Origin of the sequence: Syntrophomonas wolfei subsp. wolfei str. Goettingen G311 (assembly GCF_000014725.1) — a bacterium.
In the GTDB taxonomy this organism is placed as follows: domain Bacteria; phylum Bacillota; class Syntrophomonadia; order Syntrophomonadales; family Syntrophomonadaceae; genus Syntrophomonas; species Syntrophomonas wolfei.
Genome location: NC_008346.1, coordinates 496,342 through 509,796 on the forward strand (window position 1 = coordinate 496,342; position 13,455 = coordinate 509,796).

Consider the following 13,455-nt stretch of genomic DNA (forward strand, 5'->3'; position numbering starts at 1 on the left):
AGATATTGGCTGATCAACAAATAATATTGGATCGCCTGGCTGAAGGGGTTAGGGAAATGGACGAAGATTTAACGCTAGAGGCTTCCCATGAAGCATTGGATAATCATGTCGATGCATTGACTGCTATCAATCAGGGGCTGGTTGTGGGAATGAACCAGGCCGGGTCGCTATATGAGCAGGAAGAGTATTTTGTACCGGAATTGCTGTTATGCTCCGATGCCATGTATACGGGTTTGGATATCCTAAGCCCCCATATCCAACGCACCAGCGCGGAAGACAAACACAAGGTGGTTATCGGGGTGGTTGAAGGAGACACCCATGATATAGGGAAGAACCTGGTCAAGCTAATGTTGGAAGTAGCGGATTTTGAGATATACGATTTAGGCCGCGATGTACCCCCGGCGGATTTTATCAGCAAAGTAAAAGAGGTCGGAGCGGATATAGTTTGCCTATCCACTTTGATGTCCACCACCATGGATAGAATGGTTGATGTTATTGAACTACTAAAAAAAGAGGGCTTGCGGGAAAAGGTATTGGTTATGATCGGCGGCGGACCGATTTCGCAAGCCTTTGCAGATCGTATCGGAGCGGATGCCTATTCGGAAAACGCCATCGCCGCAGTTGCCGATGCCAAACGACTAATTGCCCTGAAAAAGGTGGCTGTTTAGATGATTACGCCTCAAGACAGACTAATCAAAGCATTAAATGGACAAGTGATTGATCGATCCCCGTGCATTTGTCCCGGCGGTATGATGAACATGGCAACTACCGAAATAATGCAGAGGGTAGGCAGTCACTGGCCCGAAGCACATAAAAAACCTCAAGACATGGCCAGGCTGGCATTGGGCGTATGTCATTTAACCGGCATGGAAAACCTGGGTGTTCCTTTTTGTATGACTGTAGAAGCCGAGGCGATGGGGGCTAAAGTCAACTTGGGATCACTGGCTAATGAGCCGAGGGTTGCAGAATACCCGCTTATGAAGCTGGAGGATTGGGAAACACTATCCGGTATAAATCCGGGAGAGGGCAGGGCTGGCATAGTCGCCGAAGCAGTCAGCTATCTTACCTCCAGTAAAACCGAACTACCTGTGATAGCTAATTTAACCGGTCCAATAAGCCTTGCAAGCTCGCTCATCGAACCCATGGTCTTTTTCAAGGCGATGGGTAAAAAACCTGAATTGGTACATGAATTTTTATACTTTGTTACTGATAATCTAATCGTTTTTGGCAGGAGTATGCTGCAAGCTGGTGCCCAGATTATCAATATAGCAGACCCCGGCGGAACAGAGGAAATATTAGGACCGCGCCATTTTGCCGAGTTTGCCCTGCCCTATATAAATCGAATTTTAAATGAGCTGCAGGGGGAATATCAGGCCAGTATGGTGCATATCTGCGGTCGTCTACAAAGCATATTTACAGAGATTAACCAGTTAGCAACGAATGCTATTAGCATAGACTCGACTACCAGCATAAGCAAACTCAGAAGCGCTTTGCGGGAGAAAGTAGTTGTAGGCAATATCAGCACTTATTTGCTGCAAAATGCTCAACCCGGCCGGGTTAAGGCGACCGGGTTTAACTGCCTGCGCAAAGGGATTACGATTTTGTCACCCGCTTGCGGTATCAGTCCGGCCACCCCCCTGGCCAATCTTCAGGCTATGGTATCGGCAGTACACGACTTTGATTACCAAAACCGGGAGGTATCAAGCCTTGGGTGAACAGCATGATGGTCTGAGTGGGGTACATGTAGTTTGCAGCAGCAATGGCGAAATACAACTGCTTATGGATCTGTTGGATGATACCGGTATTGAACTGGAAAGCTCGTGCGCGGGTAATGGCACCTGTGGCAAGTGCCGGGTCCTAATTATTAGTGGGGAATGTCTGCCTCCCGGTACTGCGGAAATGGAGTTATTATCACCAAAAGACTTTAAAAGGGGAATTCGCCTTGCCTGTCATTGTCTGGTGCGGGGCGAGGTTGAATTATCGGTGGAAAATGCCGCCCAGGACCTCAGGGTACTAGAAAAAGGAATGCTCACCGACTTTAAGATTGAAGCCGAAATTAGCAAATATCAATTGATCTCAACAGGTAATGAACAGGAATTATCATTGATTGAGCAAATCTTGCAGCAATTGAACATTGAACAATCTGTTCCGGACTCCCTTGATATTCTCCGTTTGATTGCCCAGTTCAAGCCTGATGATACAACCGCAATCGTTGTCGGCAACAAACTTATCGGGTTGGAGCATGGTGATACAACAGCACATTGTTACGGTGTCGCCGTCGATATTGGCACCACCACGGTTGTAGCTTCGCTTCATAAACTTGATGATGGCAGCGAACTAGCAGTAGCTTCAGCCCTCAATCCGCAAACCCAATATGGTTTGGATGTCCTGGGTAGAATTCAGTATGCCGGCAAGGGCTCGAACAATCTTGATAAGCTAAATGGTCTCATTATTAATTGCCTTAACGGACTGATTTCGGAGCTCTGCCGCCGAAGCGGTATAGATTCTCAATATATCTACAAAATCACGGTGGCAGCCAATACGGTAATGCTGCACCTGCTGCTGGGAGTCAGCCCGGTATCAATAGGAAGAGCACCCTATCATCCGGTATTTCGACAGGGACAAGTTCTAGCGGCAGACAACCTTAGCTTAATGGCGTCACCCTTTGCGAGTTTGTATTGCCTGCCGTCAGTTTCCGGATTTGTGGGGGCTGATATTGTCGCCGGAATCATCGCCAGTGATTTGGACGGAGCAGAAGAAATTGTGCTGTTCCTGGATTTGGGCACCAACGGTGAGATTGTCCTCAGCCGGGATGGGAAGCTCATAGCCTGTTCGACTGCGGCCGGGCCAGCACTCGAAGGGATGAATATCGCCTGTGGAATGCGCGCCGCCCGGGGAGCGGTTGAAGAGGTATGGATTGAGGATAAGTCCGTACTATGGCGGACCATCGACAATGCCCCGCCGCTTGGTCTGTGCGGCAGTGGTCTCATAGACCTGGTGGCGGTTATGCTGGAATGTGGTTTGCTCAACTCCAGCGGAAGAATCACTGCCAGGAATAAATTTGCGGGGGTCTATCCGCACAATCCTCTGGCCGGCCAGATAGATGATATAGCCGGAAAAAGAAGATTTTGGCTGATACCGTCTTTAGATAATTGCCCCAACGGGATATTTGTCAGCCAGGCTGACATCAGGCAGGTGCAATTGGCCAAAAGTGCCATAGTCACGGGTATTAAAACCATGATGACCGAGAACGGCCTGGATGAAATTCATGTGAACAAGGTTTACGTTGCAGGGGCTTTTGGCACTTATCTTAAGCCAAGCAGCCTGATTCGCCTGGGATTTTTCCCTGAAAGCTGGCACGACCGCATAACTTTTGTGGGCAACACATCCAAGGCCGGTGCGGTTATGGCACTGCTGTCAAGCAGCACCCGTTGCCGTATGGAGGAAACAGCTCAAAAGGTTAACTACGTAGAACTCGAATCCTGTCCAGGGTTTGAAAAAATGTTTGTGGAGAATATGAGATTTCCGGGGAAAGAATAGATACCTAGAGGAGTTAATTTTATGACCCAGGTACATATCGTTTCAGGTTTTCTCGGAGCGGGAAAGACTACCCTGTTGTTAAAGCTGCTGGCTTTCGTTGAGGGTAATAAGGTTATTATCGAGAACGAATTTGGCGAAGTAGGCATCGACGGAGATGTATTGCAACGCGCAAACTACGATGTGGTAGAAATGGTGCAGGGTTGCATCTGCTGCAGTATGAGAGCCAACTTTGAGGCGATGCTCTTATCCGTGATAGAAGACTACCATCCCGAACATATATTCATAGAGCCTACCGGAATAGGAATGCTCAGTCAGATTACTGCTTTATTTAAACGAAAGGATATTGCAGACAGATGCAGTCTGACTATGCCAATAGTTGTAGTGGACGCGCTTGATTATCTGATGCTGGTGGAGGATTTCGGGCTGTTTTATAAGGACCAGATTGCCCATGCAGGAATTATCGTGTTGAGCAAGATCCAGCTTATGCGGGAAGACAATCTCGACGTTATAATAAAGTCGCTGCGAAGCATTAATCCCCAAGCCGACATTATGGCCAGGGACTGGGAGCAGTTCAGCGAGCTTGATTACTGGGAGTTGACCAATACCGAATTTGATCCCGAAAAAACTATCCGGATTAGGGGCGCAATAGGCGTCTTATCGGGAAACCTGCAAAGCTATAGTCTCACTGCCCCAAGGCGAATTAACCGAGAAAACCTGCAATATATTTTAGATAATCTGCAGAATAAGCAACTAGGAAGGATTGTAAGAGCCAAAGGGTTTGTCGAGGGTGATGACGGCCCCCTGGAATTCAACTATGTCAACGGAAGATATACTATTAATGATAACAGCCTGGGCAACTCAAGCCGGGTATGTATAATCGGCAGCAATCTTAATAGGGATATGCTGTCAGTTATCTGGTCTGGAGATGGGGTGGGGGTTTTATGAGCGTCAGCGGTATTAACTTTGTCTGCGCAGGCCGGGATGAACTGGAAATACCCCGGGAGATTGTAGAGCAGGGAGGATTTCATTTTCCTGATCTTCATAGTGACAGTCAGGAAATGGCGCGGCTGGCTCTGGCTATAAAGCATAATAAGCAAAACAGCATCTGCATGCTGCCGTTTTGCCTGACGGTGGAGGCCGAAGCGCTGGGTGCCCGGGTGAATCTCGGCAATGCAAGCTCAGGCCCCAGAATCAGTTCATATTCATATGAAAGCATTGAGCAGCTTAAAGATCTGAGGATGGTGGATTTTAATTCAGGCAGAATTAAATCAGTGCTTGATGCAGTAGAGACGTTGACCCAAAGCGGGGAAGTGGTGGCTCTTAATGTGAGCGGACCCTTTACTATCATAACTTCTCTTTTCGATCCCATGGTCTTATATAAAGCGGTCAAAAAAAACCGGGAAGGGATAGACGATGTACTAAGGATAATAGAGGGAATTATACTACGTTATATCCTTGAAGCGATTAAAATGGGTGCAAGAATTATATCCTATGCCGATGCGGTCGGTACCGCTGACATGGTTGGGCCCAAGATATACAAAGATATAGCAGGTATTGCCAGCCTGAATTTGTTAAAGCGACTTCAGACAAGTGATGAGCTGGATGGTTGTTTTGTCCATATCTGCGGCAAAACCTCGGTATCTCTGGAAAATCACGGCTTTGCAAGGTCGTATCCGATTGAGGTGAGTTCTAACCAAACCTATGGCCAGGCTATAACAGAATTATTATACAAATCACAAGGCAGCAGATTCATAGGACACAATTGCATGAAGAGAACGGTTAATAAACTAAAGGATAACACAGTTTGGAGGATAGAGTTTTAGTTTTGCAGTTAAAATTACTATAAACAATGAAGCCGGGCCAAAGAATAGTGTTGACCCGGCTTTTCGCATCTATGGAAATTAGAAATCATACCTGTCTACATTTTCTGGAGTAAAGGTCAACAACTCATGGTAATAGAGAATGCCGGGGGCGAACAGTTCCGCTTTCGGGAATCCGGTGATCTCCACCTTGCCAACCTTGTCGAAGGTTTTGCCTTCAATTAGTTGAGTAGCTATAGTTACTCCAAAACCGGCCCATTTGCCAGGGTCCCAGAGGACTGCTTCCTTGGCGGCCCCGCTCTTGAATGCTGGTTTGGCAAGATTAGGGGTCAATCCTCCGACTACATAAACCTGGCCTATCTTGCCATCGTCCTCAATGGCTTTGGCAGCCGAACTGAAGGCTTCGGTAGAAGATGTGGCTATACATTTCAGATTGGGGTATTTGGTTAAAAGATCCTTAGAGATCTGATAGGCTTTCTGGGGATCGGCATCGCATGATTCCACGGCTACCAGTTTAAGTTTAGGATACTTCTCAGCCGCATACTTTTTCATGTTGTCTATGCGCTTGTTCATAAATTCATTGGTCAGAGTAGCCATAACAATTGCATATTCACCTTCGTCCCCAACCGACCTAACCATGCTTTCAATCCACTCGTTGCCCATAACAACAAGATCCATCAGACCTGCATAACAATCACGGCCTTCAGGCTCACAGTCCAGATCCCAGGTCACAACTTTTATGTCGGCTTCACGGGCTTTTTTCAAAGCCGGAATAATTGATTTGGAATCCATGCAGGCCACCACAATGGCTTTAACTTCGCCTTGGGTAACCAGATCGTTGATGATCTGTATTTCGGCTGCTGAATCAGCTTTGGCCGGTCCTTTGTAGACCACTTCATAACCCAGTGCTTGGCCTGCTTGCTTGGCTCCAGCAGCACCAATTTCAAAGTAGGGTACCCCGGTAGCAAATGTGACAAAGGCGATTTTCCCTTTGGTAGCTGGGGCTTTTTCTCCAGTTTCAGCTTTTTTGGCATCTCCCGTTGTTGCTGAATCTTCCTTGCTGCAGCCAAATACTGATAAAGACATAGCCCAAATTAGTAGCACTGCAATAAAAAATCTGCTTTTTTTCATAATCCCCATCCTTTCAATCCTCCGTAATATCTATGTCAAATTGCTCCAGATGCAACTATGGGAAAACAGTAATAGCAGCATGCTTTCCTATAGTTCTGACAGCAATACTTCATACCTGGTTATGCTGCGCACGATAAGCAAGAAAAACGATCAGAATTAATCCGATTACGATTTGCTGAGCATACTGGGAAAAATCCAGCATATTAAAACCGTTGCTGATAATTGCAAAGACTGCCACCCCCAGAATAGCCCCGAATAGATTACCTGAGCCCCCGTTTATGCCTATACCGCCAAAAACTGCTGCCGCAACGCTTTGCAAAATATATGTCTCGCCGAAGTCTGCCCGGCCGGTGGCCAGACGCGAGGTCAGGATAAGAGAGGCTAAAAAAGCCATGGCTGCCGAGTACACATATACCAGCATAATATTGAACCCGCAGTTAATGCCCGCAAAACGCGCTACCTCATAATTACTGCCGATAAGGTATATGCGGCGTCCCCAAGTACTATAGCTAAGAATCAGAAGGGAAAAAGCCGCAACCACTATCAATATTATGGTTTGCACGGGTATAATCCCCAGATAATGCTGGCCGAAAACAGCGAATTCCTGAGTCAGGCCGGAGATGGCCCGCCCCTGGGAAATTACGATCGCAATACCCATATAGACTGAGGATGTGCCGAGGGTTACCAGCATTGAATTTATACGCAAATAGCCGACCAGAATGCCGTTTATTAGGCCGCAAAAAAGCAAAAGTCCAAAAACCAGGGCAATAGTCAGACCCATGTTCATCCCCGAGCTTATAAGGATAGCCAGGCAAACGGAGCTTAACCCGACCATTGCACCGATGGACAGGTCAAAGCCTCCGGATATTATGCAAACGCTCATGCCTAGGGTTAAGAGCGACAATTCCACCATTTGGGCGGAGATCTCCAACATGTTGCCGATTTTAAAGAAGCCCTCGCTGAATGTAGAAAAGATAATGACTAGAACTATAAGTATAAAAAGCAAGGTTATTTCATTATTTTGGTTTTTTGAAACCAATGCTTTCAAATACCCAATCCTCATTTCCTTAAATTCTTTCTTCCCGGTAGGAAAACAAAATAGCCAGAATGATTACCAGACCTGTAACCAGACTCTGCCAGTATATTGGGATATGAGCCAATACCATGGCATTGGCAATAATGCCCAGGAGAATAACCCCCAGGCAAGTCCCCAATATGGAAGCCTTGCCTCCAAAAATACTGGCTCCTCCTATAATGCTTGCTGCGATCAAAGTCAATTCGTATCCCATACCGGCAACGGGCTGGGCACATCCCAAATTGGCTATATAAATAGTGCTGGCAAGACCGGTAAGGGCACCAAAAACCGAAAATATAAAAACATAAACCTTTTTCAGATTGATACCGATTCGTTGTGCAGCGGTTGGATTCCCGCCCACAGCCAAGATATTGCGTCCCAGCACCGTACATTTAAGCAGAATAAAAATGAGCAAAGCAGTGAACAACCATAAATATGTAGATGCATATAACCCAAGATATTTGCTTCTGGCCAGGGTAGTAAGCCATCCTGGCATGCTGGATACCCACGCACCTCCGGTCAGCAGCAGTAGTAAACCCCGCATTATACTCATGTTACCCAGGGTTATAATAATGGCCGGCAACTTAATTTTTGCCACCAGATAGCCGTTAATAAAGCCCAGTACTGCACCTGCCAGCATGCTTACAGCAAAAACCGGGAGCGGTGTTGTTATGCCCGCGATATCGGCATAATTGGCGAAGTTGGCCGCAATTATACCTGTGATAGCAAATACCGCACCCACGGAAATATCTATATTCCCTGTAACCAGTATTAAAGTCATGCCAATTGCCATTATTCCATAGACAGAATTATTTCCCAGTATATTGGACAGGTTTTTTTGCTGCATGAATTCAGGTGCATTATAGGAAATAAATAATCCCAATATTACTATGGTAAAAATCAGATATAAATCACGTTTACTAAATAAATTATTATTTGCAGCCATTGCTTTATCCCATTAGTCCTTTCCTGATAAGTTCTTCCTGGCTTGATTCCTTGCTGCTTGTTTGATCCACTATATTGCCGTTGCGCATTACCAGTATTCTGTCGCAGACTGCCAGGGTTTCAGGCAAGTCAGAAGAGATCAATATAACCCCCACCCCGGATGCTGCCAGTTCTCGCAAAAGCCCGTGAATTTCCGCCTTGGTAGCCACATCAATACCGCTGCTTGGTTCGTCGGCAATCAAGATTTGCGGCCGGGCATTCAACCAGCGGCTGAACAATAACTTCTGTTGGTTACCACCGCTCATTTTATCAGCACTAATATCGGGCAGCCTAGGTTTTATGTTAAGCCTGTCCATATAATACTCGCTAACGGCCATTTCCTTGGGGCGGCTCAGCAGACGGCAGCGGTTTAATATAGACTCAAGCTTCGCGGTAGTAATGTTTCGAGCCATGCTTTGAATTAGAAATATTCCCTGGCCTCTCCGGTCTTCAGGCAGGTAACAAATCCCGCTCTTTATTGCATCAACTGCTGATTTTATGCTGAGTTCTTTCTCCCCCATGAATATGCGGCCTTTATCCGCTTTCTCAAGGCCAAACAAGGTCTGTGCCATTTCGCTTCGTCCTGCCCCTACCAGTCCGGTTATACCCAATATCTCGTTTTCGTACAGGGAGAAGGAAATATTCCTGAACAACGGTTCTTTGGTCAGTCCTCTGACCTCAAGTAGCTTTTTACCGGCTACCCCATCGTTGCGCATGGGCAGAAATCTGATCTCCCGGCCGACCATCATGCTAATCAAGCTCTGTTCGTCAAATTCCCAGGCAGCTTTGCTTGCTATCATCTCACCGTCGCGGAGCACTGATATTCGGTCAGCCACCTCAAACACTTCTTCAAACTTATGGGATATATAGATTAAGGACTTGTTTTCATTTTTTAGAATTTGAATGGCGCTATAGAGAGCCTTGATCTCATTAGCAGAGAGAGAGGACGTAGGTTCATCCATAATTATAACCCGGGCCTCATGAGTCAGAGCACGGGCCAGGGCTACCATTTGACGTTGACCTATGCTGATTTCGCCAAGCGGGACATGGGGATCAATATCTATTGCCCCCAGTTTAATCAAGGCGGACCGAGCGGTTTCAAATACCTGTTTCCATTTTATGAATAAGCCTTTCTGTCCGCCAATACATATATTTTCAGCTACCGAGAGATTGGGGAAAAGGCTAATGTCCTGATATATGACGGAAATGCCCATCTGTACTGATTTTGAAGGGTTCAGATTGATTGCCGGGCAGCCACCGAAGAGAATTTCCGCACCCGGATCGGGTTTTTCAACACCCGCAATAATCTTAATGAGAGTGGACTTGCCCGCACCGTTTTCACCCACCAGGGCATGGACCTCACCAAGTTTCAAATCAAAATTAATATTATTCAAAACCCGATTACCGGAATAGGTTTTATTCAATTGAGCTATTTCCAAAATAAATTCTCTGCTCTCTTGCACTTAATTACTATCCCGTCTTTGATAATATGAATGTGCTATCATTAAAACACTTGCGATTAATCAGCGCTTAGCTCCCGCAATATGTAAATCGAATCCAGGTTGCCGATAATAACGGTTTCCTTGTGTTTCCCTGTCAAACAGATGCATCTTGTAATACACGGCTTGCGTAGAAGTATATCAACTAAAGTACCTTTCGGATAGCGAAGGCGAGCAAGTTACCTGGCCGAAACATTAAGAGAATCCAGCATCGTCAAAAACGCCATACAAAGGAAAGGGCGTTTTTGACGACCAAACTTTCACCGGCTAGACAGTATGTGCTTGGATGGTCTTTCGTAAAGATTAATTAGCACCAATTAGAATGTTTCTTCATGTATCTGGTTTTCAACTACGCAAGTATCTCTAAAAAAGCGCTGATCCGGGTATCTATTTGACCGGTGTCGCCCTGAGAATAATCGGTTTCCAGGCAAAGATAGGGCAGGTGCTTTTGCTCGGTTACGAACTTTTTTATCCGACTCGATTCAATGGCAAAGGTATGGCAGGCCTGAAGGATCACCTCGATCACGCCGTCCACCTGGTAGTTTTCGATCATTTCATCCATTGCCTCGATACGTTGGGGATTTGGACTCATTACCGAACAATTTACTCGCAGGTATTTTTCGGCCAGAGCCAGCAAGGGGTCTTTGTTTTCGTCCACCAGATCCTTTTGTTCCCGCGGCCCCGAGCAGTTTTCAAAGCCCACAATGTTGGCTCCTAGTTCTTCGATCCGGCGGATGATCTTTTCCCGCACACCTCCGGTAGGGCAACCGGTAATCAAGATCCGCGGACGGGAGGGTTTTCCCTTAAAGTTTTTCTCATAATCCTCTAGTAACTCAGCTGTTCGTTTTTCCAATATGGCGATCTTTTCTTCGGTATCAAACAGAAAAGTGTTGTTATCGATCAGGGTGTTGATTTCATATCCGGAAAGAGGGGTGGGCTTTAGACTGCCTATATCATAAAAATCAAGAATGGCCTTCCTTTCCCGATTCTTAAGATGAATGGCCTGGCGCAGATCATCATCGGTGATCTCGACCTGCAATGTCCGGGACAGAACATCTTTTAGCCGCTGCATCTCGCTGTGCCAGGTAGCCAGCGCGGTACCGCTGGTGCGCCCTGGAGGCAGCTGCATAACATGGGTAGGTTTGATTTCATTCATCCATTCAAACATTTTCTTTTTACCATCGCAGGTTGTTTCTCCTACTACCAAATCCGAGAAATAGAAATAGGGGCACGTATCGGAGGCAGCAAAACCATAACTGGATTTTATAAGCGGGCACAGGTTCTTGGGTAGGGTTTTTTCTGCATAGGATATGGGGTCCTCACTGGCTCCACATAAGCCAACGGGAACCGCATCAGCCGCCAGAATTAGCTCAGTGGGAGTATAAGAGCAAAACACTCCTACCACCTTTTTGCCGGATTCCTTTAAACCTTTTAAGCGTATAAAACCTTCTTGGCGGGCTTCAGAATAGCTTTTAAAATTTTCAGGTAGATTTAACATCGTACTGCCTCGCTTTAATGCTTGAATTTATCTGCCGCTATAAGCGCTGCTCCCAACGCGCCGGCATATTTACCCAGATCATGAGTATGAATCTCTCGGCGTAGTTTCTCGCCAAGTTGTTTCCTGAAGTATTGGTTATGACTTAATCCCCCTGTTAAAATACAGATTCCCTTTATATCGTGCCGTTCTACCAGTAGAGCTACCCGGGATACTACAGATTGCACGATACCAGCGGCCAAATCTGTTTTTGGCTGTCCAGCTCCAATATGACTAATGATTTCCGACTCAGCAAAGACCGTACACATGGAACTAATCGGAATAGGCGTACCGCCTTCAGCCAAGCTGAAAAGCTCGTCAATATCAACTGCCAGACGATTGGCCATAATCTCAATAAACTTGCCAGTGCCGGCTGAGCATTTATCATTCATCAAGAAGTTGGAGACCGTCCCATGTTTTATGGTAATAACCTTGGTATCCTGACCTCCCACGTCAATGATTACGCCGTCCTGAGAAAACAAATGGTAGCCACCTTTGCCATGACAGGTGATTTCTGTCAAAACCATATCTGCATATTCAACCGAAATGCGTCCATAACCGGTGGCGATCGTTTTTATATCTGCGGATTCCACATTAAACCCCAAAGATTCCAATTGGCCTTTTATACGTACGGCAGTTTCCTTACTGCTCCAACCGGTAGGCATAACGAAAGAAGCAATTACCTTTTCCCCGTTAAAAACAATTGTTTTAGCGGCGGTTGATCCAATGTCAATGCCAACATAATTCATAAAATACACCATCTCGCCCAATACTTCTTAATTATTATATGGATAATCGGACAATGTGTCAATATTATTAGTTATTTTATATATAATTAAATATTATAAATTAAGAAATAAAATTATGGCAAAAAGTATAAAAAGTGTTGTGGAAGATAAGAACAGGGATCGTTTTTGCCGATTAAATAATCTCAGTCGGAATATTTTAAGAGTTCTTCTCTTGGTGGGGTATAGCGGGGCTTCCCTTAATTCAACGCTAGTGGTTCTCCATGTAAAAAACCAATCAGACAATCTTAGCGTAAGACAATTAGGCATATGGATAATAAGTTTGCCTTCTGACTGAGTCAAGATTTTTTGCATATTTTTAGAAAAACTACTCTAGTAGTATTGACTATTCCATACGACTGCAGTAGTATTGGTGTATCGTAAAAAATACTAAAGCGGTGGGGGGTTTATGTATGGAAATAAAATTGTTCGATTCTGAATTAAGAATTATGGATGTCCTTTGGCGGGAAGGCGATACGACAGCCAAGAAAATTTCCGATATTCTTAACAAACAGGTTGGCTGGAATGTGAATACGACTTACACCCTTATTAAAAGATGTATTGCCAAAGGCGCAATTAAGCGCAGCGAGCCTAATTTTATGTGCCATGCTTTGATCGCCAAGGAGAAGGTACAGGAACAGGAAACGACTGAACTGATCAACAAGGTGTTTGACGGTTCCGCCGACTTGCTTTTTGCATCTCTTCTGAGCAGAAAAAACCTGTCCCCGGAGGAAATAGAGAGGCTGAAGCAGATCGTCAACAATTTGAAGTGAGGTGGCCTGAATGGATATATTTCAGATGAGTTTTTCCGCAGCGTTCCTGATTATTGCAGTGATTATCATCCGCGCGTTGGCCCTTCACCGGCTGCCTAAAAAGACGTTTCTGATCCTATGGGGCGTTGTAATCTGCCGTCTGCTGATTCCATTTTCTATTCCGTCCCGTCTAAGCTTTTACACCGGCATTGACATGCTAAGACGGGCGACTACTGTGGAAACGGCGTATATCCCTGCACCTGCTATTCTAACTGGCACACCCGCTATGCGGTACTGCCCCCAAAAAAACGCACAGGATAAATGAACCCCCTTGT

General features: G+C 45.7%; 13 protein-coding genes. 7 read left to right on the top strand and 6 right to left on the bottom strand.

Annotated elements, in window-relative coordinates; genetic code table 11:
- Nucleotides 1-5 precede the first annotated feature (5 nt).
- Genes SWOL_RS02135 through SWOL_RS02155 form a run of 5 tightly spaced genes read left to right on the top strand, consistent with a single transcriptional unit; the run spans nucleotide 6 to nucleotide 5,363 of the window.
- Complete coding sequence (locus SWOL_RS02135; RefSeq protein WP_011639864.1) at nucleotides 6-668, top strand: corrinoid protein; 663 nt, start codon at nucleotides 6-8, stop codon at nucleotides 666-668.
- Nucleotides 669-1,715, top strand: coding sequence for a methylcobamide:CoM methyltransferase MtbA (locus tag SWOL_RS02140; RefSeq protein WP_011639865.1), 1,047 nt, complete (start codon nucleotides 669-671; stop codon nucleotides 1,713-1,715).
- On the top strand, nucleotides 1,708-3,540 hold the full coding sequence (locus tag SWOL_RS02145) for an ASKHA domain-containing protein (RefSeq protein ID WP_011639866.1): 1,833 nt from the start codon (nucleotides 1,708-1,710) through the stop codon (nucleotides 3,538-3,540). The genes SWOL_RS02140 and SWOL_RS02145 overlap by 8 nt, the downstream gene beginning before the upstream one ends.
- A 21-nt stretch (nucleotides 3,541-3,561) precedes the next feature.
- Nucleotides 3,562-4,485: a CobW family GTP-binding protein gene (locus tag SWOL_RS02150; protein WP_011639867.1), complete on the top strand. Its 924-nt coding sequence runs from the start codon at nucleotides 3,562-3,564 to the stop codon at nucleotides 4,483-4,485.
- Nucleotides 4,482-5,363, top strand: coding sequence for a uroporphyrinogen decarboxylase family protein (locus tag SWOL_RS02155; RefSeq protein ID WP_011639868.1), 882 nt, complete (start codon nucleotides 4,482-4,484; stop codon nucleotides 5,361-5,363). Before SWOL_RS02150 ends, SWOL_RS02155 begins: the two co-directional genes overlap by 4 nt.
- Before the next feature lie 78 nt (nucleotides 5,364-5,441).
- Here the strand turns inward: SWOL_RS02155 and SWOL_RS02160 are convergent, their stop codons facing one another.
- The 6 genes from SWOL_RS02160 to SWOL_RS02185 form a co-directional block, all read right to left on the bottom strand.
- Entirely contained in the window at nucleotides 5,442-6,491 is a 1,050-nt protein-coding gene (locus SWOL_RS02160; protein WP_162010595.1) for an autoinducer 2 ABC transporter substrate-binding protein, read from the bottom strand.
- Nucleotides 6,492-6,600: 109 nt separating this feature from the next.
- A complete protein-coding gene (locus SWOL_RS02165; protein WP_049750084.1) occupies nucleotides 6,601-7,539 on the bottom strand; it encodes an ABC transporter permease in 939 nt (312 codons plus the stop codon).
- 19 nt (nucleotides 7,540-7,558) lie between these two features.
- Nucleotides 7,559-8,512, bottom strand: a complete 954-nt coding sequence (locus tag SWOL_RS02170; RefSeq protein WP_011639871.1) for an ABC transporter permease — start codon at nucleotides 8,510-8,512, stop codon at nucleotides 7,559-7,561.
- A 4-nt stretch (nucleotides 8,513-8,516) separates the two neighbouring features.
- Entirely contained in the window at nucleotides 8,517-10,013 is a 1,497-nt protein-coding gene (locus SWOL_RS02175) for a sugar ABC transporter ATP-binding protein (RefSeq protein ID WP_011639872.1), read from the bottom strand.
- A gap of 385 nt (nucleotides 10,014-10,398) precedes the next feature.
- Nucleotides 10,399-11,547, bottom strand: coding sequence for a double-cubane-cluster-containing anaerobic reductase (locus tag SWOL_RS02180; RefSeq protein ID WP_011639873.1), 1,149 nt, complete (start codon nucleotides 11,545-11,547; stop codon nucleotides 10,399-10,401).
- Between the two features lie 14 nt (nucleotides 11,548-11,561).
- The gene (locus tag SWOL_RS02185) at nucleotides 11,562-12,332 is read right to left on the bottom strand and encodes an acyl-CoA dehydratase activase (RefSeq protein ID WP_011639874.1); all 771 of its coding nucleotides are present in this window, start codon (nucleotides 12,330-12,332) and stop codon (nucleotides 11,562-11,564) included.
- Nucleotides 12,333-12,781: 449 nt separating this feature from the next.
- On the opposite strand from SWOL_RS02185, the gene SWOL_RS02190 reads away from it, so the two are divergent.
- Nucleotides 12,782-13,141 carry a BlaI/MecI/CopY family transcriptional regulator gene (locus tag SWOL_RS02190; RefSeq protein WP_011639875.1) on the top strand — a complete coding sequence of 120 codons (360 nt, stop codon included), beginning with the start codon at nucleotides 12,782-12,784 and terminating at the stop codon, nucleotides 13,139-13,141.
- A 10-nt stretch (nucleotides 13,142-13,151) separates the two neighbouring features.
- Complete coding sequence (locus tag SWOL_RS02195; protein WP_041427286.1) at nucleotides 13,152-13,445, top strand: M56 family metallopeptidase; 294 nt, start codon at nucleotides 13,152-13,154, stop codon at nucleotides 13,443-13,445.
- The last annotated feature ends 10 nt before the right edge of the window (nucleotides 13,446-13,455 follow it).